The sequence below is a fragment of the Syntrophomonas sp. UBA5494 genome, assembly GCF_002426325.1.
Window position 1 is genome coordinate 1 of record NZ_DIPG01000111.1, and the last position, 25,339, is coordinate 25,339.

Genomic DNA, 25,339 nt, shown 5'->3' on the forward strand with positions numbered 1-25,339 from the left:
TGCCCCTGTTTGACCGCGGGATTGTGGATAATCTGGCAGCTTCTATTTATGTGTTCGGCGACCTGGCTCTGGCGGCCATGGCAATAGGCATGATTTTCCCCATGCTCAATGACAACAATAAAGCAGGTCGGTTAACATTCTGGGCTATGGCGGTTTCCGCTGTAATTATTATTACCTGGCCGGTTTTGGAATTGGGGGTGATGGGGGCGGGCGCCATGGAACAGTATGTGGTGGTGTGTATGCAGCAGATCAGATGCGCCCAGTTGACCAGGTTTTTGCCCCGCTACGAGCTGATCATGGTGTTCTTTTTTACCTTCTCAACCTTCGTACAATCGGCCACCCTGTACTTTTGTGCCATGTACAGCATAAAACAGATCAGCGGCATAAAGAAAGACTGGTATATTGTGGTCCCCTTATCCCTGGTGCTTGTGCCGATAACCTATTTCATGGCCAAGGATCACAATAACTACGTTAATTTCCTGGATTACCCCTGGGCTCAGATCTGCCTGGCAGTCAGCCTGGGATTGCCGCTGCTCTTATTTGTTATGGCCCTGTTCAGCGGGAAGCTCATGACCGCTAGCAGTGCCAATAACAGCACCGGCAGCTAGTTGTAGACTATATCTGGTTTTTGGTAGGAGGCGCCTTATGTCAAGAAAGTGCCATTTCCTGATTTTCAACCTGGTTTTCTTTACCGTGTTGGGCCTGATATTTATCAGCGGCTACCTGCGGCCAGTCCCCGATATTGAAGCCAGTCAAGCCAACCAATCCGGCGTTTCTCAACCTGCCGGAAGCTGCCTATTCTGCCCATAAGCGAAGCCCGGCATCTCAAACCATGCCATTCCCCATATCCCCATATCATGAGGCTGCTATTGTAATATACTCCACCCCGCAGACCCGGACATTTTGCCCCGGCAAATATGTACTGGCAATGACAAATGCTCTGAAATCGCGGCAAACACACCGGGGTTGCCAAACCGCTTGAAAACGTTTGAACAGAAGCATGACAATGGAATGGGGCTGCGGTTACTCGGTCTGATATAATATGGTTGTATGTCTAAGTGGAATTGTATTGCAGAGTGTCTCATTTTTAATGACCCCGAGCAACAAATGGACTTGCCGGGCTAATTCCTTAATTTTCCGCCTTGTCCTGTATTAATTTAAGGTACTATGCAGGGCAGATTTTTATACCAGAGGTTTACACGATGGGGATCAAACATAGATTTTTGCTGGGGGCCTGGAATATCGGGGTAGTGCCGTCAGGCATCGATGACATCTTCAAGAACCCCGGTGATCTGAAAATTCGCTGGGTTAAGCATAAATACCGCGACCGTTATTTCGCAGATCCCTTCCTGCAGGCTCAAGACGACCGTTATTACTATATCTTAGTTGAGGAATATATTTTTTGCGAGGACAAAGGCAGGATCTCCCGTCTAACTATTGATAAAAACACCTTAAGGCTGGTCAATAAAGAAACCATCCTCAATGACAAGCATCATCTGTCTTATCCTTTTATTTACCAGGATCACATAATACCGGAAGGCTATCGGAGCGGCGCAGTATACGCATACAAACCGGTGGATGGAGATGAAGGATACCAAAAATTAAAATTAACTGACCATGCCCTGGTAGATCCGACCCTGCTCGAATATAACGGTAAGTACTGGATCTTTGCCACCACCAGAGAAAGCCGTGAAGATTCGATGAGCAAGCTGAGCATATTCTGCTCCGATCAATTAGGGGAGTTCTCGCCTCATAAAATGAATCCCGTCAAAATCGATTTGAAGACCGCGCGTCCCGCCGGCCATTTTTTTAAACACCGGGGCCGATTATTCAGGCCGGTGATGGATTGCGAGAAATCTTACGGGCATTCCATCAGGATCATGGAAGTCAAGAAATTAACTTGTCAAGAATATTCGGAACAAGAAGTGCTGTCATTGTCCAGTGCCTTATCGCCTCCCTATAATATGGGGTTTCACACTTTTAATGTTTATGATGACTGCGTAATCGTTGACGGCTACCGGGAATATTACAGTTATTTAATTCAGCCGATACTATTCAAGTTCAAAAAATTATGGCTATATTTGTACACTAAATATGAAAGCCCGGGGAAAGCGATCGTGGAGTGAAATCGGGATGCAGTTACAACTCAAACCCCGATTTATCCGGGAGCAGTTGATCAAAACGCTTCTTTACGGCTTCTCTTTTTCGGATGAAGTCGGTTTCGTACACACTATCATTAATGCATATCATTTTATACTCATTGCCGGACATAGCCTCAAAGAGTTCTTGATCATTATCTCCCATCACAAAAAGGCGTCCTGAACTAACAGGTCGGGGAGAGAATTGACCGGATGCATACTGCCAGTAAGAAAAAACATACTGGTTAACATCGTTTATTGTCCGGAATTTGTTTTTGCATGTAGCATCAAGTATAGCAAATTCCTTTTCCCACACTTCTTTACAGATTGAAATCAAAAAAGACGCGGGCAGATGGAAGTTCGCGAAACCAGAAAAGCTTCGCAAAGGCGCATAGTAAATATTGTTCAACAGGTATTTTCCGTATTTCAGGCTAAACCATTTCCCAAAATGGCTTCTTAACACTTTTCTTTTTGTAAAGTATTTATTAATGATGGCCAGGTTGTTAATCAAGTAGTGGAAGAAAGGGTCTTCAGGAACCACGGGCATCAGAGCGGTCATAACCGCGCTTGCACAGGGAAGATGGTTTTTGAAAAAATCTTCGGGCCGCACAGGCTTAATAGCGAAGGTGTCATCGTTGAAATAAACGAATTGTTGGGTCAAACCTTCGATTCGATGCAGATTCAGCTCAATGGCATGAGAGCTGAATGTGGGAAGATATTGCGGTGGTATGAAATCACTGTGCTTGACGATGTTGAGTTTGCCGTGATCCCTATTCAGCCACTTGGGTAAATGGCCGCAGGTCACAAAATGTATTCTACTCACCCAGGGAGCAAATTTCTCTACGCCTCTAAACCAGTATTGCAGGTTGTCCCAATCTCTATACAGATTGGGAGAGTCTTCACAACCGGCCGTCAGATAGCTGTTTTTACTCTTTTGCCAGTCTTTATCATCGCCGTCAACCCAGGTAATGACGAAATCTATGTTAACACTCATTCTTTAACCTCGAAGCTTTGAAATGGGCGCAATCTTGCATCCATATATTAGCACGATCAGACAAATCCTGTATATATCGTTTACATGAACGGAGTATAAACGCATTATTAGGGATTGCTGTTGCAGATCGCAAGTGAAGGCGCTTAATAATGAACTGAAACTGCCTTGGTCACGCACCCGGGGCTTCCCGATATAATAAAACCCGATAATTGAGGAAAAACTTAATAAAACGGTACTTCAACAGCGATACTGTCCTGTCAAAAGGAGATGCAATATTGTGGAAGGAAGCGCAAAAAACGGTTATACCTATGACCGTTTGGGGAAGAAGCGGCAAAGCTTAAGACAAATAACCCGCCACACCTTACTCAGACTGAGAAGGCTCACCTGGAAAAAAATCACCAATCGCCTGGCCAGCCTTATTTACAAAAAGGCGACTCTCCTGGTGGTTCTAAAGCGCTTGGATCAGCCGCCTCAAATAGAGATACCCGGCCTTTCCGTTGAATGCAGGCCTTTAAACAGCAGTCATACCCGGCTGATCTCTGAGCTGAACGGGCTGAGCAAGGAACGAATTGCCACTTTTTTTGCCGAAGGAGCCAGATGCCTGGGGGCTTTTTACAATAATCAGCTTATCGCCTATTCCTGGTGTCATTACCAGAACCGCCAGTTCCCATTCTTCAGCTATTGTCTGGAGGTAAAAGCCGGAATATATATCGGTCCCAACTATGTTGATACCGAATTCAGGGGGAATAGAATACACGGTTTTCTGCTGACCAAAATATTTGAGCTTTTATATAAAGAAGGCTGCCGACAGGTGTGGAGCAGCGTTTTAATCAATAACCATGCTTCCATTAAAGGCTTGAAGCGCACCGGCTTCATTCCACAAAAGCAGATTGAAGTGAGCAGGATACTAAACAGCATCGCCCGCCAACACCTCAAAGAGCTAAACCATTGGCCATAATACCGGGATAGTTTTCACCACTATGCCATTATTTTTTATCTGCCATCACTGAGGAATTGGAAACCTTATAAAGAAGGCAGTACCCTTTGAACTGGTCTTTACGTCAATTGTGGCATTGTGGCGAGCCGCAATACGGTAGCAAACCGCCAGACCCAAGCCGGTTCCATTCTCTTTGGTGGTAAAAAAGGGCGTCCCCAGTTTATCAAGAACGGCTCGGTCTATCCCGGAGCCTTGATCCTCAATTACCAGTAGTGCATTTTCATTCTCCACCAGGGTTTTAATAGTTACCGCCCCGGTTGACGACATTGACTCCAAGCCGTTTTTAAGCATGTTCAGTATAAGCTGATGGATCTCTTCCTTATCGAGGAGCAGGTCAGGGAGATCATTGAGTTCATGATAAATGTATTGATTCCTGCTCAGAGCACTGGCCTCAATAAGCGGCAGCGACTTACTGATGATCGCATTAAGATTCTGCCGGGTCATATCCACCATTTTGTTTTTCGCCAGTGAAAGGAATTCAGTGATAATGGAGTTAGCCCGGTCCAGTTCTTCGATCATCAGATCAAAGTAGTCCTTATCTGGTTGATAATCCTCCCTTTCCCGCAAGAGCTGCAGATACCCGCGTACGGTTGTCATCGGATTGCGGATCTCATGGCCGATGCTGGCTGACATTTCTCCAACCAGGTTAAGACGGTCCAGCCGGGTCATCTCAATTTCCATTTTTCTTTGCTCTGTTATGTCGACTAATATACCGAGTATACAAGACCGGCCATCAACAACAATATTTTCCGTAGAAATCAGGCCCAATCTCTGTTCGCCTTTCTTGTTACGAAACATGATTTCCATATCCCGAACTGATTGATTGGTCAAAAGCAGCCATTCAGCCTGGTCGTAGTCGGTAGCCTTCATAAAAAATCCCAACTCCAGAGGTGTATGACCAATAGTATCTTCATAACTGTAACCGGTACAGTGGCAATATGCCATGTTGACCATGATGTATTTCTGATCATCTGCAGAGATAATCACCATTGGTATGGGGCTGGTATTGAAAGCCTTAGAAAAAAGTTCCTCTGACAAACGGATTTGATCCTGAATGCGTTTACTTTCAGTAATATCTTTGCATGATTTTAGGAAATGCGGTTTGCCATCGAGCTCAAATATTTCTCCGGAAAGGCAAAAGGTTCGTATCTCGCCGTTTTTCAATCTTAGTTCAACTTCAAAGTCCCTGATGCTTCCGTTTTCCCTAAGTGCCTGGAATAGGCGCTTGCGGTCTGAAAAATTAACCCAGATTTTTAAATCGTAAACCGTGCGGCCTATGGTTTCTTGTCTGGTAAAGCCGCTAGTAGTGACAAAAGCATCATTGACTTCCACGAAGCGCCCTTCCCTCAATATGGTTATTGCCATAGGGTCGGGGTTATACTGGAAGGCTTTCAAAAACTTCTGATGTGATTGACGCATAGCGGTTTCGGCCCGCTTCAGGTCTGTCAGATCGATATGTATTCCCGCCATGCTCAAGGACTGACCGGCTGCATCTCTCTCAACCACCCGGCCCCGCGACATAACCCACTTCCACTCCCTTGATTTAGTGAGCATACGATATTCCATTTCAAACTTGGTGGTTTTCCCCAACAGATGGTCATTGATAGCCTGCAGCATAGCCGTTTTATCATCAGGATGCACCAGTCTTTCCCAAGCGTGAATGCAGGGTTCCAGTTCTTCCGGCGAATATCCCAACATCTCAGCCCAGCGGGGGCTGTAATATACTTCGCCGGTTACGGTATTCCAATCCCAGAAACCGTCGTTGTGAGTCGCCCATACCAGTCTCAGTCTCTCCTCACGGTCTTTAATAATTTTATCTGCTTCCTCCAGTTTGCGTTTTCGCTCCAGACCCATGGCTATAAGCATCTGTCCCAACTTGGAGTAAAAGGCCATTATAGCCCCCACCTGCTCTTCAGAGATTATGGGCACCCGGCGAAGTGCTTCCATATAGGCGTTTTCGTCAAATCCATGCTCTTGCGCCTGTTGGCGAAAAAAGTCCTCGTCAGGCGGTTCATGAAGAAGTTGTCCCAGGAAAATGCCGCCCAAATGCTGACCTTCCACTACGATGGGAGTGCCGTAGTCCATCAGGCCGTTGAGACACTTATAACCTATATACGCCTCCTCATGCAGATGAGCGGCGATGTAAGCGTCACTTTGCTTGCATCTTTCGTAGGTCTCAGGGCATTTACGGTGAAAAAGGGCACATATGTCCTGCCAGCCTATCCCGCTTATGACGTTATTCTCTTCATCATGCAGTCCATATGGAATTCCGGTGGCCATATAAAATGAGTTCAACAATTGTTGAAGACATTGAATATCCACCAAATCCGAGAACCTAAATTTGATGGGCTTTTCTTGGAATTGCTTCTGAACCGGGTCGGTAACGTATATTTCAGACCTGCCGGTTGAGAACCATTGATATTGAGACCTCGTTTCATTACCCTGCCGGACTACACCGTGGTTTGCAAAAACAGATTCCAACGCCGCATTTCTTGACCTCAATTCGACCAGTTCTTCTATAAGTTGCTCCTTAGTTTTATTTTCGTCCTTCAAGTTACACCCTCCGGAGATTAGAATAATGATATTACTTACAATATACTATTCTTATATCTAAGTTTGTCGAAAATGGTTAGGACTGAACGGCGGATAATCATAATTCAGGCTGGATTCGGCATGATTTGGGCAGAAGAATATTCATATTCCGGGGTTTATAATCATTTCTTTATCATCCGCACTATGGCCAGGCTCGGGGCAACTGTAGTTTGGCTGGATCTGGCGAAGCGCTTACTGCAGAGTATTTGAATAGCGAGGATATATTAAAGAAATTGTCATACTCGTAAAGATGCCCTATCATGCGGCTGCAGCATATATGCCGTCATGCGCTTGACAAACTGAACCGGTAACTGTAAAATCCAGATTATTAACCGATGAGTCAGAGAAGTAGGCTTGATACTGACTTCCAGAGAGTTGCAGAGGCTGGGATTGCAGCAGTAACAGACAAGTTGAATGGACTGACGAGGGTGGCTGCAAAATGAAACAGAGTAGTGGCCAACGGGAACTCCGCCCGTTATCAAGGGAGCGCGCATGCTGGTGCGCGGAACGAGTGGGTCATCGACCAATTTGGGTGGTACCGCATGAGTAAGAGCTCATGTCCCTTAAGGGACGTGGGCTTTTTTATACGGAATCTGCACAGATTATATTTAAATACCAGTGATGCTGCAAATATCAACAAATTACAAAGGGGGAAAAAACATGGCCCAAGTCCCATACAAAACCTATTTAACCGAGGAAGAAATCCCTAAACAATGGTATAACATCCGCGCCGACATGAAGGAACAACATGATCCATTTCTCAATCCCGGAACCCTTCAGCCTATAACCGCTGAGGATCTGTATCCCGTGTTTGCGAAAGAACTCTGCCGGCAGGAGATGGATGCCGAGACCAGGTACGTGGATATCCCCGGCGGTGTCCTCGACTTCTACCGGATGTTCAGGCCCTCCCCTTTGATTCGCGCCTACAATCTGGAGAAAGTGTTGGATACGCCGGCTAAAATCTACTATAAATTCGAGGGCAATAACACCTCCGGCAGCCACAAACTGAATGCAGCCGCTGCCATGGCTTATTACGCCAAAGAAGAGGGCCTGACTTCTCTGACCACCGAAACCGGGGCCGGGCAATGGGGCACCGCGCTGTCTATGGCCTGCGCCTTCTATGGCCTGGATCTTACCGTATTCATGGTCAAGGTTTCTTTTGAGCAAAAGCCTTTCCGCAAATCGGTGATGGAAACCTACGGGGCCAAAATAATCCCCAGCCCTTCCGATACTACCGAGGTAGGCCGGGCTATTTTAGCCAAAGATCCCACCACCGGCGGCAGCCTGGGCTGCGCCATCTCCGAGGCCATAGAACTTTCCTTAAAAGATGACCAATGCCGTTATGCTCTGGGTTCAGTCTTGAATCAGGTGCTGCTGCACCAGTCGGTTATCGGCCTGGAAAGCAAAATCGCCATGGAAAAGATCGGCGAATACCCGGACATCGTGATCGGCTGCGCCGGGGGCGGATCCAATCTGGGCGGATTGATGGCGGCCTTCATGCAGGATAAACTGACCGGCAAAGCCAACAGCAGGTTTATTGCGGTGGAGCCGGCTTCCTGCCCTTCACTGACCCGCGGCAAATACGCCTATGATTTTTGCGATACCGGCAAAATCACCCCGCTGGCCAAAATGTACACGCTGGGCAGTGATTTCATTCCTTCGCCCAACCATGCCGGCGGCCTGCGCTATCATGGCATGTCGCCCATTCTCTCCAAGCTCTATCACGATGGCTACATGGAAGCCATCTCTGCGGAGCAGACCAGGGTTTTCGACGCGGCCACCCTGTTCTGCAAGCGCGAACAGATCTTGCCGGCGCCCGAATCCGCCCACGCCATCTATGGCGCGGTTGTGGAAGCCCTCAAGTGCAGGGAATCGGGCGAGGCCAAAACTATTCTATTCGGCCTGACCGGTACCGGCTACTTCGATATGCATGCTTACGCGCAGTATAATGACGGAACCATGTCGGATTACATCCCCACTGACGAAGACTTGCAGCGAGGATTTGCAGGCCTGCCTAAAGTGGAATAGTGTAGAAAAGCTTTGAAACGGCTCTTAAACAGGCTAGTTTTCTTGGCAGGTTCAAGAGCCTTGTGATTTGGACCGGGCTATTCCACAACGCGATAAGTTTATGTAAAATTACCTGCACACCAACTACAAACCGTGTTTTTAGCAGGTGAATCCAGCATCGCCGGCTGGGGAAAGCCACAACTGCATCAAAAGAATAAAGAGAGGCTATCCCTTTTGTCTATACAGACTTTGGGGACAGCCTCTTTCTTACAGGCCGCTTGATCCCAGTTGCCTTGTGGTCAGTTCATGAGAGCTTCCGGGTATGCTGTCTTACCACTTTCCCTTACCGAGATGACCGGCAATTTCAGCTTTGCTTCTTTGTTTAATAATCCAGGCTTCATCGCGGGCCTGTTCAAACAATGCTACGCAGGGAGGGTCCAGGTTGATTTCAATGCCTTCTTTAGCCAATTTCGCGATTTTCATGGCCAGTCTAATGATTTCCATATGAATATCATTGGTACGGTCCGAAGCATAAATTTTTTGGGCATCTTCTTCGGACAAGGCAGCGAATTTCTCCTTAGGCGACATGCATTTGGGGCATTTTGGCGGCGCCTCGCTTCCTTCGTAAACAAAACCGCAAACCGAACATTTCCATAACATAATTTTCGTCTCCCTTCATGGTCTGATTTACTGCCAGTCGCAACTGGACCTTTCACTCGATAATCCAAGGTTCAGATAGAAATCTTTTGACCTTCCGTATTCGTTGTCGACTCTGTCTCCGTTACCTGAACACTGCCAGCGCTTTTCGAAGTCAATGATCCGTCCTTTTGCTTAACGGCTCCCCAACTAGACCTCTTTCTCGGCGCCCATGCTGGCATGCAAACCGGCCAGGTATCCAAAGGTCATAGCCGGACCCAGAGTGCTTCCGCCTCCCCAATAGGCCCTGGCCACCGGGGAGGCCACGCAGTTGCCGGCGCCATACAGCCCGGCAATTGGCTGGTCATACACATTCAGAACCTGGGCATATTTATTTATCACCGGGCCTCCATTGGTGTCCAGGGTGCCTGCGCCAAGGATGATGGCATAATATGGCCCCTGATCGCTGAGCGGATACATGGTATAGTTCAAACTGCCCGCCGGAGGCCATTCTACGCCGGGAACGGTGGGGGGAAATGTGGTCCACTCCCGGTCATAGTTGTAATCACCGCGGCCGAAATCCTTATCCTGACCTGTTCTGGCGAATTCATTGAAACGCGACACGGTATGTTTCAGATTGTCCTCAAAACCCGGATCCAAACTGAATCCTCCGGTTTTCGAGGCCAGCTTGCTCAGGTGCTGGGTTATAGCCAGGGTCAGTTCTCCCCAGCTGTCCCCTGTGATGATGTAGGATGCGTCCACCCCCTTGACCGGATAGGGCGGGAAGCCCTGCCAGAGTGTTGCGGTGCGCTGGTCGAATATCATGAAAACCAGCATATTGCTCCATTCCGCCCGCTGAGGATCCCAGACGAAGTGGGTCATGGTGCGGTCGTTGTAATTGCGCTTTTCATTCATGATCCTGCGGCCATACCGGTTGACCTCGATCACACTGTCTCCGGGGATATAAAAAACATTGTGCACGCCGTCCGGATCGGCCAGGGCTTCTTCAACAATGATTTCGGCCCGGAAGGCGCCGACCATGTTGCCCAGTTTGGCTCCTATCGCACCTGCCATTTTGATAAAATCTCCGCTGTTGGTCGGAGCGGCGCACCCCCCAAAACTTGGTCCAGGCTGGAAATGCAGCATCAGTTCAGAATTATGCGTATAGCCTCCGCTGCCGAAAATAACCGCCCGGTTTGCCCGAAATTTGAGGTTTTTCTGGTCCGGGCCGATCACTTCCAGACCGATGACCTCCTCCATGGAATTTCTCAGGATTTTGCTGGCGCGATGATTGGTCAATACCTTAATCCCCTGTTTTCCGGCCTTGGCCTTCAACTGCCGGATCAATTCTCCGCCAAAACCCTGTTTGCCGTCGGCATTGCGGGCATACAACACCCTTCCCCGCACTGCTTTGTTTTCGGGGAGATGATCCATATAATCCACCTGCGGTTTACCGGTCCAGTTGATTTCCTGAATGCTCTGCAGCGCTCCACAATCAGCCAGGAAATCGATTGCTTCTGCCGCCCGGTCATAGTAAGTTTCGATCAAAGCGAACTCGTTTTCCGGCAGTCCCAGCCTGGAATCTTCAGGATTGTAGAGCTGGGGATAGGAATAGCGCGCCATATAGCGCAGGGCGTCCTCTTTGGCGTCTATGATGCCCAGTTCTTTTTGAAAGCGGTTATTGGGAATCCAGTATCCGCCGCCGGAGCGCAGGGTGGTTCCCCCGATGATAGGCCCTTTCTCCAGCATGAGCACTTTGCCCCCCCGTATGCTGGCAGTGAGCGCCGCCGAGAAAGCGGCAGCCCCGCTGCCAACCACCAGAATATCGGCAACCTCATCAAACTTCATGTTCAACCCTCCTTCAACCGATGTCCTCCTCATTACCGGGAATGCAATAATACTCCTTGGAAAATCCCTTTTCTTCATATATCGGGCATCCCGGACAGACACACCCCGACCCGACGGTGATGCATTTGCTGCTGCCATATTCGGGAAGGCAGAAGGCCAGCGGCTCACCGCAGTTTATGTAAGAGGGGCACATTTTGCAGATACATCGCTTCTGGTCATTGTTGTCCATTAATAAACCTCCCTTTCCGCTGCCTAGCTTAGATTCTACCTGATAAATAAAACATGAGTCATTGGGTGAACTTTTATAATATTGGATTTATTTTAACATAAAAATATGATAATTGATTAGAAATTTAAAAATAATTTACCTGGAGGTGTCACCCCTAGACGGCCACAACCTGGTTTACCAGTTTGCCGATTTTTTCGATATAGCATTCCACAATATCGCCGTCAGCCAGCAGTCTGGGAGGTTCGAATCCCATGCCCACCCCGCTGGGGGTGCCGGTCATGATAATATCCCCGGGGTGAAGGGTTAAGCCTTTGGAAAGATCGCTGATAATAAAAGGGATGTCAAAAATCATCTGCCTGGTGTTGGAGTCCTGCCTCAACTCGCCGTTTATCCTGCATTGTATATCCAGTTCCACTGGCATGGGTAAGGCGCTTTTGTGAACCAGAACCGGTCCCATGGGGCAAAAGGTATCCAGGCTTTTGCCTTTAAACCACTGTTTATGAACCCCCTGCAAATCGCGGGCCGAAATATCATTGGCAATGGTATAGCCAAAAATGTAATCTTCTGCCCCCTCGGGCTCAATGTTGCTTCCGGTTTTGCCTATCACCACCGCCAGCTCAACCTCGTAATCTACCTGTTGGGTAACCTGTGGTGAAAATTTGATCCGGTCCCCGTGGGCGATGGCCGGACTGGCGATTTTGCTGAAATAAATCGGGCAATCAGGTATTCCGGTGTCAGAAATCTGAGTCATTTTTATCTCCTGAGCATGCTCTATATAGTTCTTTCCCAGGCAAAAGACATTGCGCGGCGGATTTGGTATGGGGGCCAGCAGTTTGATCTCTTTTAAGGGCAGGCAATTGTATTTTCCCCTGGCAATCGCAGCAGACAATTCTCTCAAATGATCGGAACTCAAGTTTTCTATTAATTCCAGCATCGAAGTAAATCTTGTTTCCAAAAGTGCATTTAGCTCTATAACCCCATCTTCAAGCATGATTCCGACCTGGCTTACATACTTATGGCAAAATGAAACAAACCTCAAACTGACTCCTCCTATCTGCCCGGCGCCTCTTCATAGAACCTTCTTGATTTGTTAACATCTGTGACCACAATTAACGCGCATTTGAATTGCATATTGGCGATATTCCTCAAATATAAAACTGTCTCAGACAATCATAATATATGGGAAAGTGAGGGGGCAAGCGGAGTGAGGTTCTTGACCTGCGCATTTAGCTCAAGTCAAGAACCTCACCCCGCTTGCGCGTACCTCTTTATCCTCCGCCCCGCTTTATCCCCCGCCCCGCTTGCCGCACAGAACACTCACTGTTTGATGTCGGCTCGAATAACATATTAGGAGTAGATACCGGGAGGTGATTTTTTGAAGCCAGTGGTAGAAGTCCGCGGGGTTGCCATGACCTATCAATCCCCAAACGGCGAAATCCAGGCCCTGGACAACATTGATTTTGCAGTAAGCGAAGGTGAATTTGTCAGCATAGTCGGACCCAGCGGATGCGGGAAATCGACCCTGCTTTCTATCATATCCGGTCTGCTCAGCCCAACCTCGGGAGAGGTTCTGCTGTACGGGGAACGAAACGCCGGCTCTTCCAAAAAAACCGGTTATATGCTGCAAAAAGATCATCTCTTTGAATGGCGAACCATTTTGCAAAACGTGCTCCTGGGGGTTGAGATTCAAAAAGCCCTCAATCCAGAAACCAAAGAAAAGGCTATCAATTATTTGAAAACCTATGGCCTCTATGAATTTCGCAACAAATATCCTGAGCAACTATCAGGCGGTATGCGGCAAAGAGCGGCCCTGATCAGGACCCTGGTGCCGAACCCCCAAATCCTGCTGCTCGACGAGGCTTTTTCCGCCCTGGACTACCAAACCCGCCTGGCGGTCAGCGAGGATATCTACGACATCATCAGAAAGGAGAAGAAGACCGCCATACTTGTGACTCATGATATCAGCGAAGCCATAAGCATGTCTGACCGGATCGTGGTGTTAAGCCACCGGCCCGGGCGTCTGAAAAGAATCCACAACATAAAATTGAGCTGCACCAGCCGGACTCCGATCAACTGCCGCGAAGCACCGGAATTCAGATACTACTTCCAGGAAATATGGAGGGAGTTGGATATTCATGTCTGAGCCAGCTGCTGCTATGTCAGCGGTTAACAGTCAATTATCCGAAATATCGCCTGCACATGCCCAATACCTGAATATGCTTAAACGGGAAAAGATCACGGTTCGTGCCACTCAATTCATAATTCTGTTCCTGTGCGTCGCTCTGTGGGAAATACTGGCCCGGGCGGCCATCATCGACCCCTTCATAACCAGCCAGCCTTCCCGGATAATCAGAACCATCGGGGTTTTGTACAATGAAGGCGCGCTCTTCCAGCATATCGGGGTGACCTGTCTGGAAACCATCATCGGCTTTCTTTTGGGGACGGTCTCCGGGGTTTTGTGCGCCATTGCCTTGTGGTGGTCGAAATTTTTGTCAGAGGTGTCTGAACCGTACTTGGTGGTCTTAAACAGCCTGCCCAAAATCGCTCTGGGTCCGGTTTTTATCGTTTGGATCGGCGCCGGCCCGGTAGCCATTATTGTCATGACCCTGGCTATTTCGCTGATTGTGACCATCCTGGAAGTCTTAAACGGTTTTATGGGGGTTGATCAGCAGAAAATCAAACTGGTGCACTCCTTTGGCGGCACCAAATATCAGGTGCTGACCAAGGTTTTGCTCCCGGCCTCATTTCCCAGTATAATCAACGCGCTCAAAGTAAACGTGGGATTGTCGTGGGTCGGTGTCATTGTGGGCGAGTTCCTGGTTTCCAGGGCCGGCCTGGGATATCTGATTGTCTATGGCGGCCAGGTTTTCAGACTCGATTTGGTCATGACCAGCGTGGTTATTTTGGGAATTGCGGCCATGGTCATGTATCAGGGAGTGGTTTGGTTCGAAAGTTTTGTCTTGAGAAAAAATGGTCATGCGCAAAGAGAGGAGAAGGATTGGTAATGAGGAAATTAACGGCGCTATTGTTGGTTTTAACGGTAGGATTCACTTTGGTTTTATCAGGGTGCAGCCCTGCACAGAATGAACTCACCAAGGTCAAACTCTGTGAGGTCACCCACTCGATTTTCTACGCCCCGCAATATGTGGCTTTAAACCAGGGATTTTTTAAAGCCGAAGGCTTGGAAATCGAACTCACCAATGGCCAGGGAGCCGATAAGGTCATGACCGCGGTCTTGACCGGGCAGGCCGACATCGGTTTAGCCGGCCCGGAGGCCAGTGTCTACGTCTATAATGAAGGTAAAGAAGACTATGGAGTGGTATTTGCCCAGTTGACCAACGGAGACGGCACCTTTTTGATGGGCCGGCAGCCCGATCCCGAATTCCAGTGGAGCGATTTGAAAGGCAAGACCATTATCGGAGGACGCAAAGGCGGAATGCCGGCCATCATACTGGAATATGTCCTGGAGAAGAACGGCATGACGGTGGGAAAAGATGTTTTTATCGACACCACCATGCAGTTTGCAGCCATGCCGGGGGCTTTCCTGGGCGGTCAAGGTGATTATGTGATCATTTTTGAGCCAACCGCTTCAACAATGGCCAAAGAAGGCAAAGCCCATATAGTAGCCTCGCTGGGCAAAGAAAGCGGTGAAGTCCCCTATACCGCTTATTTCACCAAAAAGAGTACCATCGAGAAAAATCCCGAGCTGGTGCAGAAATTTACCCGGGCCGTCTATAAGGGACAGCAGTGGGTAGACAGTCACTCCCCCGCAGAGATCGCCCAAACCATCAAGCCCAGCTTTCCGGATGAATCCGAAGAAATACTAATCAGCGCCATTAAGAACTACAAAGACCAGAATAGCTGGAAGAAGGACCCCTTATTGCTGGAAAACGATTTTTATCTCCTGCAGCAAATCATCAAAGATGCCGGAGAACTGGAAAAGATAGCCCCTTATGACAAAGTGGTCACCGGCCAGTTTGTGCCTAAATAAAAGTAATCAAGCGGAGGGCTTCGGCTAATAGAATCCCTCCGCTTTATCTCTGCACCATGCGGCCTTATGGAGGGCGGTATTATTCACCGCCCCATTTGCATTTTCCCTGGATACCTTTAAATTGGATTCGAAACAGCCTGCCGGAGAGGAATTTAATGTATAATTATATAAAGATTAGCAAAGCGGGGTGATACTGATTTAATGAATCGGAGGAATAATGCCAGAGGTCGTAGTTTTCATATTATGTCGACGAGTATAATCTGAGGATCGGCATCGTAGACTTTAAATACAACGCTCAACATCAGTTTAGGGGGAGATCACATGGCTGATGAGGTTGTATCGGCAAGTTTCGGCGATATTATTGGCGTTTACCGCGGTCCCACCAAACACTATGGGGTTTACATCAATGACCATAGCGTGGTGCATTATGCCCCGTATATTGACGAATTTGAGAAGTACCACTATATCCGGGAAACCACCCTGGATAGATTCCTGCATGGCAAAACCGGCTATTTTATCTGCATTTTTCCTGAGACTAATGAAAATGAACCCATCGACGTATTGGCGGCCCCGTTTCGAAGCTTAACCCTCCTTATCGACAGGCTAAAGCTGTTGGAATTAATCCGGCAAAGCCCCTATTATCGAATCTACTCGCCCCGTCAGACTGCACAGCGGGCATTAAGCAAGGTTGGGGAGCGCGAATACAGTCCTTCCATCAGCAATTGCGAACATTTTGTGGTCTGGTGCAAGACCGGAATTACAGAAACCTCCAAAGTAAAATGCTTATTGGGCTTATTGCCCAACGTGCCGGCAGTTCTTTCCATAAACTAGCATAAAGCTAATTTCTATATTACGGAACTCCCGATAATACGGGAGTTCCTTTTTGTTGACCCCGGGCCACACAGTTGAACTCCCCGCATTCACAAATGATTGATAATTCGCATTTCCCGCATCCGGCACAGTAACCAAATTATGGTATTAGAGAATAAACTAGAGTAAATCTAAGCAGCCGTTTATTTATAAATGGCTTGGCAGATTATTTAAAGATATAGGAGGTTATTATATGAAAACCCGTTATCAGAGAGATTCCTACAGGCGTGATAATCGCAGGGAAGAGGATTATGATTATTCCCCTTATCCCAAGAAAGATTATTATGAGGAGCAAGACAACTATTGCCCTTTTCCCAAAAAGGACGATAACCAGGATTTTAAGAAGGATAAAGACAAAAATAAACCCGATTTTGAAACTGAGACGATCTTAAAGTGCGGCACCAGTGTGGGCTCCGGTCCGATATCCTGTAACGGCATTTTGGTTAATGGGGCGGCTTCATCCGGTATCAACAACAGCAGCTATGGGGTTGTTCAGGCGACAGTTTCTCTTGACACCAGCGATTTGATCGACCCCACTGTCAAATTGGACTTCTTTTCACTTATTAGTTTCAGAACCACCGACGACGACAACTTTCTGCTGCGTTTAGTGTTCAAGCTGAGCAGGGTCTGCTGCGGCAGTCATGTTCCTCTCGGCACCTGGACCTTCGAGAGACAGTCTAACGAAGATTTTGTAACAAACCAGAATGAAAACGAATTCGTACAGCAGTCAGATTCCTTCGCTTTCAGCTTCTGCGCTTGTGAAACCTGCCCGGAATGCTGCCATTATGTTGTTGAACTTGTCAGCCAGGAATGCTTTAATATTGCATTTGCTACCGTCACCAATATTTCGCTCTCCGCTCTGGCTGTTGGTAAAAAACGGAAGAAATAGACCAAAATTCGGGAATAGGCCGGAACGATTTTGAAATGCCTTCCAAAAAGCGAACAAAATTTAATGTGGGCCATTGAAGATTTCTTTGGCCCTCAGGTAATCAGCTTAATGGAAGGTCGGCGAGCACGAGAAATATCCAGGTATGCCATGCCTTCCAGGGACGAAGGTCGCCCGTATCAAGGTTGTCTCCGGCTTTATTTGCTTATAAAGTACCCCATCGGATTCAATTCGCTGTATCAAAGATACCTGCGGACTTTTTGGCAGTATCGCAGGTATTGTTCACCGTAGATCTTTTGCAATGATTCCTCCTCGCGAAGAACCTGGCGATTCATGAGCCACAGACCCGCCAGGAGGTACAATAATACCACCCAATTGGGGAAAATCAAAAATATACCCAGGAGTATGAACCCGAAAGCGGTATAAATGGGGTTGCGGCTGACAGCGAAGGCGCCAGTTGTTATCAGAGCGCCGGGCTGATCTTCATCGATACCCACCCGAAAGCTTTTGCCAAAAGAAGTCAGGCTTAAAAAGAAAAAGGCCAGGCCCAGTATACACAAGGCCACGCCGATCCAAGCCGCCATATCATTATAAAACAGTTCAGCGCCGAATTTCGGCCAGTTCAGAGCGCTGGCAAAGATGAGATAGAAGAACAGCAAAGCAAATGGAGGAATGAGGAAATCGGTTTTATCCATCTCGCCAAACCTCATGGCTTTGATGCCCAGTTTTCGCATCAGAATAGCCCGCGAGATCACCAGAGTAATAAGCAAAAGTATAGTCCCAACTGCAAAATAACCCTGCATCAAGACTGCTCCTTCGAAAGTGTGATTATGTCTTCCCTGCTACCCAATATACACCGAAATAACCCCCTTGGGGACGGTCCCAAATTTGTCACGTCCCCAATTGCGCCTTATTCGGCTGCGGGTTCGGCATTCTCATTGATCTCTGGGGTTTCTTCGGCTTCTGCGCTCTCTTCAACCGGCAGATTATTGATCACTGCATAGACGGCATCTTCTTTTTCGCTTACTTTTATCTGCGGATCCAGGTTGAAGTCGTCTACAGTGATTGAATCGCCTAAATTCATAGGTGCCACATCGATTTGTATGGCGTCAGGCATCAAATCCATTCTTCCCGTAACAGGAACCTCGTATTTGTAGACCTGAAGCTGCAGTTGTCTGTCTGCCAGATCTTCCACATTTCTGAAAACAATAGGAACGGATAGTTTGACCTCCTGATCTTTGGAAACCAGCTGCACATCGATATGGGTAATCTGCTGCGAAATCGCATCCCGCTGCACTTCTTTGATAAAGCCCAGTGTCTTATTGTCGTTAAACAGAATCGTCACTCTGGCATTGGAGCCATGGCGCTTAAGAACTTGCTGCAAGGCCGCTCTGTCGAATTTGACCGGATTACTCGCCTGCACACCTTCGCCATAAATAACCCCGGCCACAAAGCCCTTTTCCCTGAACTTGCCGCGTTGTTTGCTTCTTTCACTCGCCTTTAAAATAGTCTCTTCCATAAAAGTACTCCTTTTGGCAGGTTGTGCCATTGAATTTATTACAATATATTGTTGCCATTCTTATAGCTTTTATAGCTTGACCCGGGCTTTCTTATGAAGATGCTCCCCAATGGAGGCTGTTTTCCCGATCTTCCCGGGACTCAGGCTCTCATTGGGCAGCCGCTGATTTCGGGCTCTTGAATAGCCCAGGCAATATACAATTATCTGGCAGCCAGGCTCACTGCACGGGGCAATTCTCGGATGACAGGTAATTTTCGGGATATCAAGGCCTGTATATCCCGCAGGTATTTCCTTTCCTCGCGGTCACAGAATGATACCGCCGTTCCTCCCAGACCGGCCCGGCCGGTTCTTCCAATCCGGTGCACATAGGTTTCAGGCACATTGGGCAGGTCGAAGTTTATGACATGGGACAGCTCCGGCACATCGATGCCCCTGGAGGCGATATCGGTTGCAATCAGCACTCTGGTGCGTTTGACCTTGAAATTGTTCAAGGCCAGCTGTCTGGCTTGCTGTGATTTGTTGCCATGGATGGCCTGGGCAGGAATCCCTGCGTTGGCCAGGGCTTTGGCCACCTTGTCAGCTCCATGCTTGGTCCGGGTAAACACCAGGGCAGAATCGATGGAGTCGCTATTTAACAACTGAATCAGCGCCAAGGTCTTATCCTTTTGATCCACAAAATAGACAGCTTGTTCGATAGTGTCCACTGTCGATGAAACCGGGCTCACTGCAACCCTGACCGGTTGTTTCAAAATATCATCTGCCAGCCTGGCAATTTCCGGGGGCATGGTTGCGGAAAACAATAGAGTTTGCCTCTTAACCGGCAGCCGGGCGATAATCTTTTTCATATCGTGAGCAAACCCCATGTCGAGCATGCGGTCGGCCTCATCGAGCACAAACATCTCGACCCGGTCCAAACGGATATGCCGCTGGTTCATCAGATCCAGCAGCCGGCCGGGAGTAGCCACCAAAATATCCACACCCGCCCTCAACTGATTGGTTTGCGGAGCTTGCGACACCCCGCCAAAAATAACCGCGTGCTTCAGCCCGGTATATCTCCCGTAGGCAGCTAGGCTTTCGCCTATCTGCACCGCCAGTTCACGAGTTGGAGTTAAGATTAAAGCTTTTATGGCCCGAAGTTCTCTCAGGTTGGACTTCCCTTTATAGATGGTCTGCAATAAAGGGATCGCGAAGGCCGCGGTTTTTCCGGTGCCAGTCTGGGCGCATCCTACCAAATCCCGGCCTGCAAGGACCACCGGTATGGCCTGCTCCTGTATCGGAGTGGGCATGGCATATCCGGTCAGCTTCAAAGCCTTCAGGATTGGCGTAATCAGGTTTAGTTCTTCGAAATTCAAATTTTTTTCTCCTTACATGTGGGCTTGCCACTTATTTAAATGCAGGCTATGCCCTCACCCCGTTGGCTGCGGCACAACCTTTTGTTAATTCATCTGCAAATGCAACCTAGTAAATATGGTTTCACCGTATTAATGTAAAAAGAGCGGACAACTCATAATAAATTGAGTTTCCCGCTCTGTAAGCCCATATTGCCTTATACTAATATAAGCAGTTGAAAAAACAATCTTACTCAGCCATGATAGCATACTATCGGAAAGAAATCAAAATCACGGCAAAACCGGTTTTGACTGATTCTGTCCCCAGGGACACTATTGCCGGGCCCAGGTGCTTAAATATTCAGTAATATTGGCATCTGTATTTGTTACGGCTTTGCTTTACCCCGGAGCCTGACAGCTCAAATCTGGCTGCTGCGCCAGGCGGATATGTCCTCCCATTCGGTAAGGCTTATATGCATCTCGACCAGTCGGCTTGCCACCCCTTGCTGCTTTAAGCCCGTCATAATGCCTTGCACGTATTCCGCCTTTTCCGGCGGGTAGACTGATGCCCGGGGCAAATCCACCATCATGTACGGATCGCCCTCTTTGTAGTATCCCGCTCCGGTTTTAATCGCCAGCATTTTAATCACCATGCTCCTCCTCTCCGGGGTGACAAATCGTCGGGAATGTCTTTTACATCTTCTCCAAAAGCTGGTTAAGCCTGATAATGCCCCGTTCCGGGCGTTGGTTTTGTGCTGACACCCATGCTCTAAGCTTTTGCAGGGCCAGGCCCTTGTTAATCATTTCCCTGGCAGCCTGCAGGCAGTCGGCCAGAGATGACTCCGGTCTGGTAACATAGATGACCAGTGCGGCATTCAGGCAGGCAATATCGGTGCGGGGGCCGTTTTCCAGCCCCGCAATCACCCGCAGGAATTGCAGGACCTCCTGTTCCCTGTCGATATGGGGCCTGAGATCCTCCAGACTGGCCTGTTTAATTCCGTAATCCTGCGGGTAAAAAGAAAACTCGCGAATTGAGCCGTCGGGATACAATTCTGCCACCAGGGTCTCTCCCAGGGTGGAAGCCTCATCCATGCCCTGTTCGCCGCCGGCGTCCAGCCCGTGTACCACCAGGGCGCGCCGGTATCCTATTTCGTTCATCACCCTGGCTACCGGGGTCAGCAATCCCCGGTCGTAGACGCCGCGGACGGCATAGCGGGGCAGGGCCGGGTTGGCCAGGGAGGCCGCAATGTTCAGAACTGTTCCGAACGAAATCTGGGATAAAATTCTGCCCAGGCTTTGATGAATATGCGGGCTCATACCATTAAAGATACCGATACCAGCCGTTTCAATGCTGTGTTTCACCAGTTCCGGGGGACCTTCAACATCAACGCCCAATGCTTCTAAAAGGTCGATGGTTCCGCAGCTGGAGGTAATGGCGCGGCTGCCGTGCTTGGCCATCACCACTCCCGCAGCTGCCGCAATGATAGATGCGGCAGTACTGATGTTAAACGTTTTCAGGCTATCCATCCCGGTGCCGCAGTTTTCCACCACATCAGCATGGTTATCCAGGGCAACCTTGCAGGTGTCATGTTCATATATAGCCTCCCAGATCCCGGCAATCTCTTCAGCGGTCTCACCTTTGGCGGCCAGGGCGCTCAAAAATGCGCCCTGATGCATGGCCGACTGACGATCCAGCAGAACTTCACTGAATACTGTCTTGGAACGGTCCCGCGGCAGATCAACCTGGTTGATCAAATCAGCAATAGTCCGGCCAAATTCCTGTGCGCATAATGACATCTCACATTACCTCCCTTTTTTCATATCCATCGCTATTTTCATTTCCTTCCCCGCAGCTATCAAATCCAACCCTTCTTGCAGTTCATCCAGTCCGATACGCCTGGAAATCAGGTCTTTGACCACCACATCCCCTCTTTCCATCAACTGCATGGCGGAGCGGTTATTACGTATGGAGCATCCATATGCGCCGATAACGGTTAGTTCCAGGTAGTGAAGCAGGTTCCATTCATCATTGGTGAAGCCCGGCTGCTGTGACATCCCGCTGAAGAATCCAATCCGCCCCCGCTTGGAGCATACCTGCAGGGAGCTTCTGAAGGCATTGGGATCGGGACAACAAGGTATGACGACATCAGCCTGGCCGTGATCTGTAATGACCGTGAGCGCCTTTCTGAGCCCTTCAAGATCAGCCAGTAAGTGGCATCTATTTTCCAAATCCTGCAGACGCATCATTCTATCAGGATGGCTCTCCACTATGAAGATCTCTTCAGCCCCCCGGCTCCTGGCCAGCCGGGCGTTTAATATTCCCAGGGGACCGCCCCCCCAAATCAGGACTGCATCACCATGACCGACATGCAAAGCGTCCTGCATATTAATGGCACAGGCCAGAGGCTCTGACATACAGGCTTCTTCAAATGACAATCCCGCCGGGATGTGATTGAGAATGCCCCTCTGGGCCGCCGCAGCAGGTATGTGCAGATACTCCTGAAAGCCTCCGTCACGGTGGAATCCCATGATTTCCACCCGGTCGCACAGGTGGTCCAGACCTTGCCGGCAAAAATGGCAGTTTCCGCAGGGCACACCGGGTGAAACCTGCACCCGGTCCCCGGGGCGGAATTCAGTCTGACTGCAGGCCTCAACCACGGTGGCGGTTATCTCGTGCCCGAGCACTCGGGGAAGCCGCAGATCCCGCTGTCCGATGGTGTAGGCTTTCATATCAGTACGGCACAAGCCGCACACCTCGGTTTTTAAAATGACATCCCCCTCCTGGCATTGAGGTTCGGGACGGTCTTCAATACGGATGCTGCCGATGGTCTCCAAAACCGCTGCTTTGATTTCATTCACCCCCATAAAAAATAAAAAACCCATACCTCAAAAAGGTATGGACTCTCCAATTCCGTACCAGGTTTTTGCCTTTCGGCTTCAACCTTAAGCTACAGGCAGGTCTCCTGACTCAGCTTCTTCACCGGCATGCCCCTTCCCCCTTACCGGAGTGGCTGCGGCATCGGCTCAGCATTACAGTGGCGGGCCCGCCCGGGATTTGCACCCGGTTCCCTATTCTCCCTGTCGGGCACCTGCAACTCTCATGGCCTATTTTTTTGTTTATACTAGGATGAATTCCCGGTTTTGTCAAGGCAAGATTTTCCCTGCTCCGCTATGAGAACTGCTTCAGGGTGTACGGGTGGAGACGTGAGGCCGGCTTCACGGTGCTCTTTATTCAGTTTATCCCACCACGCAGCATGGCGATGTATTACGTACTCCCTATCGATATAGCCTGTGAACATACTTGCTACCAGGGGCCGGTTAGCCTTGATGAGAAACGCTGCCAGGTGAACAATAACCGAAAGCAGCAATATCACGGTAAACAGATTATGAATCTGCGCCAGCCAGAATACCGTACCCACTGAAAATTCCATCCCGGGCAGGTTTTTATATACCTTCAGTATTCCGGTTACAATCAAGGCCATTACCGAGAAAGCAGTCACCGCGAAGGCCAGGCGTTGTTCTGCCAGATATTTGTCATTTTCCGGTTCCTCGGCCAACCCCAGCATGGAAGCAAATATCTGCATGGACTCCTTAAAATCACCCCTGCGGGGTATGATGTCCCATCTTTTACTGACAATTAAATAGGTCACATAATAGGCACTTATAAATATTAATGCCATAGCTGCCAGATAATGCAGATACAATGTAGCCAGAAAATTGCTCGACCAGGCCAGCCCCGGTAGTTGGTCCACATAATATCTTTTGTAAACGGGCATTTGTCCAAAGCCGGTAAACAACAGGACAAAAATAGACATCGCGGTAACCCAATGAGTAAAGCGTATAGCTGTATTGTGGCGCTTAATCTTCAACGTCATTGCCCCCTTTCATAATCTGGTAAGTACTTATTCCTGCTGCCAATACCCCGGCAACAGGAGCCATTAATAAACCGCTCAAGATATTACCAGGCTCGTCAAGTGGGTTTTCAATATTTACCGCCATATCGACTCTGCCAGTCGTGCCGTCCAGATCCTGGTCGATAATGGCAAGATTGATAACTTCAAAAGGTATCATGGAAATATAGAAATTAGCTGTTCCACCGTTCTCCTCATCTCCGTACACATAGCCTTGATTCTGGCGGGCCCAGTTCTGTGCATACTCATGCAGCTCATACTGAGGGCCAAACATAATAGCATTCCTGGGACAGGCGCTTACGCAGGCCGGTTGCTGTCCCTGCTTGATCAGATCATGGCACATGTCACATTTATACATAACTCCTCCTCCAGCCAAATCCGGGACTACTTCCAAATACAGCCCTACCCCGCCCTGGCGCTGAGGGATATGCCAGGGGCAAACGTCCCTGCATTTAGCCCCTCCAAAACACCCCTTGGGGTTGATCACCACTGGACCTTCGGCGGTCTTATCATTAACACCAAAAGGACATAAAGTTGAACAGGGCGGATTGTCACAATGCATACACTTGCGGGGAACATGAACCTCGATCTTTTTCCCCTGGTGTTCCACCTCCAGATGCTGGACATAGGTCCAGTTGTAGGGGGTGAGGCGGTCGGTGACATGCCTTTTTCCAGACCAGTCCTCATGTTTGGGCTGTGGCCAATAATTTTTAATAGGCTGCTGTGGCTGAGGAAAATTGAGTTCATTTTTAACCCGGCATGCCAGAACACACTTGGGGGTATCCTGATGCACACAACCATCACATTTATTCAAATCATGCAGAATAGCGTAGTTCCCAGTTGATCCGGTCCCGGCCAGAACTTTGCCTGCACCGGTCATGATGCTGGCCGCCGCAATCCCGGATATTGTGGCCCTTTTTAAAAATGATCTGCGAGTCATAGTCATAACCTTCCTCCGTTTTATGTACCCATACAGGGTATAGTATATATATATTTTATTTATCCCAAGGTATTTTGGCAATAGGGGATATTGTTTTTAGCGGGCAGGCACGGGGATCAAATTTTTGGCCTATAATGTTCCATCAGACTCATTTTTTTGCTACTATAAATCAAAAGCAATAATATTAATGACGGTCAAAGTGCTTCTGGTGAAAACTTGGAGTGCGGGGATAAAATACCTAAGTTTTGCAACCGCAAGATAGGGTGTTTTTCTATGAGAAACGGTTACTGGGGTGGGTAGCCTGTAACAGGGCTGGCCGCTTTTTTTATTGTAGATTTATCAACCTCATTGGTGTTATATACAGAGGTTAGGAATAATAGGGGAACTGTGAATCCACGTTGAAAGGATTTACTGAGTATATGAATAAGGTCAAAGGTTGCCAGCTCAGAACTC

Annotated in this window: 25 protein-coding genes, 1 riboswitch and 1 other annotated feature; of the genes, 11 read left to right on the forward strand and 14 right to left on the reverse strand. The window is 48.6% G+C overall.

All coding sequences use genetic code 11. The features are described 5' to 3' along the window. The 3 genes from B3W37_RS12260 to B3W37_RS12270 form a co-directional block, all read left to right on the forward strand. The coding region (locus B3W37_RS12260) for a GerAB/ArcD/ProY family transporter (RefSeq protein WP_483175990.1) at window positions 1–608 on the forward strand (608 nt) is incomplete at its 5' end. A 37-nt stretch (window positions 609–645) separates the two neighbouring features. Beyond that, a complete protein-coding gene (locus B3W37_RS12265; protein ID WP_483168585.1) occupies window positions 646–810 on the forward strand; it encodes a hypothetical protein in 165 nt (54 codons plus the stop codon). Between the two features lie 392 nt (window positions 811–1,202). After that, complete coding sequence (locus B3W37_RS12270) at window positions 1,203–2,126, forward strand: glucosamine inositolphosphorylceramide transferase family protein (RefSeq protein WP_483175991.1); 924 nt, start codon at window positions 1,203–1,205, stop codon at window positions 2,124–2,126. Between the two features lie 13 nt (window positions 2,127–2,139). Here B3W37_RS12270 and B3W37_RS12275 read toward each other — a convergent pair whose 3' ends face one another. Continuing rightward, the gene (locus B3W37_RS12275) at window positions 2,140–3,132 is read right to left on the reverse strand and encodes a Stealth CR1 domain-containing protein (RefSeq protein WP_483168587.1); all 993 of its coding nucleotides are present in this window, start codon (window positions 3,130–3,132) and stop codon (window positions 2,140–2,142) included. A 277-nt stretch (window positions 3,133–3,409) separates the two neighbouring features. On the opposite strand from B3W37_RS12275, the gene B3W37_RS12280 reads away from it, so the two are divergent. Beyond that, entirely contained in the window at window positions 3,410–4,090 is a 681-nt protein-coding gene (locus tag B3W37_RS12280; RefSeq protein WP_483175993.1) for a GNAT family N-acetyltransferase, read from the forward strand. A 45-nt stretch (window positions 4,091–4,135) separates the two neighbouring features. On the opposite strand, the gene B3W37_RS12285 is transcribed toward B3W37_RS12280, so the two are convergent. Then, window positions 4,136–6,682 (reverse strand): PocR ligand-binding domain-containing protein, encoded by a 2,547-nt coding sequence (locus B3W37_RS12285; RefSeq protein ID WP_483168589.1) that lies wholly within the window; start codon window positions 6,680–6,682, stop codon window positions 4,136–4,138. Window positions 6,683–6,802: 120 nt separating this feature from the next. Here B3W37_RS12285 and B3W37_RS12290 point away from each other — a divergent pair, with 120 nt between their 5' ends. After that, a complete protein-coding gene (locus tag B3W37_RS12290) occupies window positions 6,803–6,931 on the forward strand; it encodes a hypothetical protein (protein ID WP_483175994.1) in 129 nt (42 codons plus the stop codon). Between the two features lie 116 nt (window positions 6,932–7,047). Then, window positions 7,048–7,288: a binding site (T-box leader), on the forward strand. A gap of 93 nt (window positions 7,289–7,381) precedes the next feature. Next, window positions 7,382–8,749 carry a TrpB-like pyridoxal phosphate-dependent enzyme gene (locus B3W37_RS12295; protein ID WP_483168590.1) on the forward strand — a complete coding sequence of 456 codons (1,368 nt, stop codon included), beginning with the start codon at window positions 7,382–7,384 and terminating at the stop codon, window positions 8,747–8,749. Between the two features lie 309 nt (window positions 8,750–9,058). Here the strand turns inward: B3W37_RS12295 and B3W37_RS12300 are convergent, their stop codons facing one another. The 4 genes from B3W37_RS12300 to B3W37_RS12315 all read right to left on the reverse strand — a co-directional run bounded on the left by B3W37_RS12300 (window position 9,059) and on the right by B3W37_RS12315 (window position 12,480). After that, the gene (locus B3W37_RS12300; protein WP_481038389.1) at window positions 9,059–9,388 is read right to left on the reverse strand and encodes a rubredoxin-like domain-containing protein; all 330 of its coding nucleotides are present in this window, start codon (window positions 9,386–9,388) and stop codon (window positions 9,059–9,061) included. Window positions 9,389–9,574: 186 nt separating this feature from the next. Continuing rightward, on the reverse strand, window positions 9,575–11,212 hold the full coding sequence (locus B3W37_RS12305; RefSeq protein ID WP_483168591.1) for an FAD-dependent oxidoreductase: 1,638 nt from the start codon (window positions 11,210–11,212) through the stop codon (window positions 9,575–9,577). A gap of 13 nt (window positions 11,213–11,225) precedes the next feature. After that, on the reverse strand, window positions 11,226–11,441 hold the full coding sequence (locus tag B3W37_RS12310; protein WP_483168592.1) for a DUF2769 domain-containing protein: 216 nt from the start codon (window positions 11,439–11,441) through the stop codon (window positions 11,226–11,228). Window positions 11,442–11,595: 154 nt separating this feature from the next. After that, complete coding sequence (locus tag B3W37_RS12315; RefSeq protein WP_483168593.1) at window positions 11,596–12,480, reverse strand: fumarylacetoacetate hydrolase family protein; 885 nt, start codon at window positions 12,478–12,480, stop codon at window positions 11,596–11,598. A 336-nt stretch (window positions 12,481–12,816) separates the two neighbouring features. On the opposite strand from B3W37_RS12315, the gene B3W37_RS12320 reads away from it, so the two are divergent. The 5 genes from B3W37_RS12320 (at window position 12,817) to B3W37_RS12340 (ending at window position 17,191) form a co-directional block, all read left to right on the forward strand. Beyond that, window positions 12,817–13,584, forward strand: coding sequence for an ABC transporter ATP-binding protein (locus tag B3W37_RS12320; RefSeq protein WP_483168594.1), 768 nt, complete (start codon window positions 12,817–12,819; stop codon window positions 13,582–13,584). Further along, window positions 13,577–14,446, forward strand: a complete 870-nt coding sequence (locus B3W37_RS12325) for an ABC transporter permease (RefSeq protein WP_483175996.1) — start codon at window positions 13,577–13,579, stop codon at window positions 14,444–14,446. The genes B3W37_RS12320 and B3W37_RS12325 overlap by 8 nt, the downstream gene beginning before the upstream one ends. Next, the gene (locus B3W37_RS12330) at window positions 14,446–15,432 is read left to right on the forward strand and encodes an ABC transporter substrate-binding protein (protein WP_483168596.1); all 987 of its coding nucleotides are present in this window, start codon (window positions 14,446–14,448) and stop codon (window positions 15,430–15,432) included. Before B3W37_RS12325 ends, B3W37_RS12330 begins: the two co-directional genes overlap by 1 nt. A gap of 321 nt (window positions 15,433–15,753) precedes the next feature. Continuing rightward, a complete protein-coding gene (locus B3W37_RS12335) occupies window positions 15,754–16,263 on the forward strand; it encodes a lecithin retinol acyltransferase family protein (protein ID WP_483175997.1) in 510 nt (169 codons plus the stop codon). Window positions 16,264–16,495: 232 nt separating this feature from the next. Continuing rightward, window positions 16,496–17,191 carry a DUF4489 domain-containing protein gene (locus B3W37_RS12340; RefSeq protein WP_483168598.1) on the forward strand — a complete coding sequence of 232 codons (696 nt, stop codon included), beginning with the start codon at window positions 16,496–16,498 and terminating at the stop codon, window positions 17,189–17,191. A 236-nt stretch (window positions 17,192–17,427) separates the two neighbouring features. On the opposite strand, the gene B3W37_RS12345 is transcribed toward B3W37_RS12340, so the two are convergent. The 8 genes from B3W37_RS12345 to B3W37_RS12380 all read right to left on the reverse strand — a co-directional run bounded on the left by B3W37_RS12345 (window position 17,428) and on the right by B3W37_RS12380 (window position 24,892). Further along, window positions 17,428–17,991: a methyltransferase family protein gene (locus B3W37_RS12345; RefSeq protein ID WP_483168599.1), complete on the reverse strand. Its 564-nt coding sequence runs from the start codon at window positions 17,989–17,991 to the stop codon at window positions 17,428–17,430. 107 nt (window positions 17,992–18,098) lie between these two features. After that, window positions 18,099–18,707, reverse strand: a complete 609-nt coding sequence (locus B3W37_RS12350) for a 50S ribosomal protein L25 (protein WP_483175999.1) — start codon at window positions 18,705–18,707, stop codon at window positions 18,099–18,101. Window positions 18,708–18,907: 200 nt separating this feature from the next. After that, on the reverse strand, window positions 18,908–20,059 hold the full coding sequence (locus tag B3W37_RS12355) for a DEAD/DEAH box helicase (protein WP_483168602.1): 1,152 nt from the start codon (window positions 20,057–20,059) through the stop codon (window positions 18,908–18,910). A 395-nt stretch (window positions 20,060–20,454) separates the two neighbouring features. Then, window positions 20,455–20,688: a hypothetical protein gene (locus tag B3W37_RS12360; protein ID WP_483176001.1), complete on the reverse strand. Its 234-nt coding sequence runs from the start codon at window positions 20,686–20,688 to the stop codon at window positions 20,455–20,457. Window positions 20,689–20,728: 40 nt separating this feature from the next. Then, window positions 20,729–21,832, reverse strand: a complete 1,104-nt coding sequence (gene trpD / locus B3W37_RS12365; protein ID WP_483168604.1) for an anthranilate phosphoribosyltransferase — start codon at window positions 21,830–21,832, stop codon at window positions 20,729–20,731. A 6-nt stretch (window positions 21,833–21,838) separates the two neighbouring features. Beyond that, on the reverse strand, window positions 21,839–22,894 hold the full coding sequence (locus B3W37_RS12370; protein ID WP_483176003.1) for an alcohol dehydrogenase catalytic domain-containing protein: 1,056 nt from the start codon (window positions 22,892–22,894) through the stop codon (window positions 21,839–21,841). A 77-nt stretch (window positions 22,895–22,971) separates the two neighbouring features. Further along, window positions 22,972–23,143, reverse strand: a riboswitch (cobalamin riboswitch). A 14-nt stretch (window positions 23,144–23,157) separates the two neighbouring features. After that, a complete protein-coding gene (locus B3W37_RS12375) occupies window positions 23,158–23,904 on the reverse strand; it encodes a formate dehydrogenase subunit gamma (RefSeq protein ID WP_483168606.1) in 747 nt (248 codons plus the stop codon). Next, window positions 23,894–24,892 (reverse strand): 4Fe-4S dicluster domain-containing protein, encoded by a 999-nt coding sequence (locus B3W37_RS12380; RefSeq protein ID WP_483176005.1) that lies wholly within the window; start codon window positions 24,890–24,892, stop codon window positions 23,894–23,896. The genes B3W37_RS12375 and B3W37_RS12380 overlap by 11 nt, the downstream gene beginning before the upstream one ends. Between the last annotated feature and the right edge of the window lie 447 nt (window positions 24,893–25,339).

Excerpts from the sequence above, each read along its gene's own strand:
- B3W37_RS12265 (WP_483168585.1), top strand. The coding sequence starts at position 646 with ATGTCAAGAAAGTGCCATTTCCTGATTTTCAACCTGGTTTTCTTTACC.
- B3W37_RS12270 (WP_483175991.1), top strand. The coding sequence starts at position 1,203 with ATGGGGATCAAACATAGATTTTTGCTGGGGGCCTGGAATATCGGGGTA.
- B3W37_RS12275 (WP_483168587.1), bottom strand. The coding sequence starts at position 3,132 with ATGAGTGTTAACATAGATTTCGTCATTACCTGGGTTGACGGCGATGAT.
- B3W37_RS12290 (WP_483175994.1), top strand. The coding sequence starts at position 6,803 with ATGATTTGGGCAGAAGAATATTCATATTCCGGGGTTTATAATCATTTC.
- B3W37_RS12295 (WP_483168590.1), top strand. The coding sequence starts at position 7,382 with ATGGCCCAAGTCCCATACAAAACCTATTTAACCGAGGAAGAAATCCCT.
- B3W37_RS12300 (WP_481038389.1), bottom strand. The coding sequence starts at position 9,388 with ATGTTATGGAAATGTTCGGTTTGCGGTTTTGTTTACGAAGGAAGCGAG.
- B3W37_RS12305 (WP_483168591.1), bottom strand. The coding sequence starts at position 11,212 with ATGAAGTTTGATGAGGTTGCCGATATTCTGGTGGTTGGCAGCGGGGCT.
- B3W37_RS12310 (WP_483168592.1), bottom strand. The coding sequence starts at position 11,441 with ATGGACAACAATGACCAGAAGCGATGTATCTGCAAAATGTGCCCCTCT.
- B3W37_RS12325 (WP_483175996.1), top strand. The coding sequence starts at position 13,577 with ATGTCTGAGCCAGCTGCTGCTATGTCAGCGGTTAACAGTCAATTATCC.
- B3W37_RS12330 (WP_483168596.1), top strand. The coding sequence starts at position 14,446 with ATGAGGAAATTAACGGCGCTATTGTTGGTTTTAACGGTAGGATTCACT.
- B3W37_RS12335 (WP_483175997.1), top strand. The coding sequence starts at position 15,754 with ATGGCTGATGAGGTTGTATCGGCAAGTTTCGGCGATATTATTGGCGTT.
- B3W37_RS12340 (WP_483168598.1), top strand. The coding sequence starts at position 16,496 with ATGAAAACCCGTTATCAGAGAGATTCCTACAGGCGTGATAATCGCAGG.
- B3W37_RS12345 (WP_483168599.1), bottom strand. The coding sequence starts at position 17,991 with ATGCAGGGTTATTTTGCAGTTGGGACTATACTTTTGCTTATTACTCTG.
- B3W37_RS12350 (WP_483175999.1), bottom strand. The coding sequence starts at position 18,707 with ATGGAAGAGACTATTTTAAAGGCGAGTGAAAGAAGCAAACAACGCGGC.
- B3W37_RS12360 (WP_483176001.1), bottom strand. The coding sequence starts at position 20,688 with ATGGTGATTAAAATGCTGGCGATTAAAACCGGAGCGGGATACTACAAA.
- trpD (WP_483168604.1), bottom strand. The coding sequence starts at position 21,832 with ATGTCATTATGCGCACAGGAATTTGGCCGGACTATTGCTGATTTGATC.
- B3W37_RS12380 (WP_483176005.1), bottom strand. The coding sequence starts at position 24,892 with ATGACTATGACTCGCAGATCATTTTTAAAAAGGGCCACAATATCCGGG.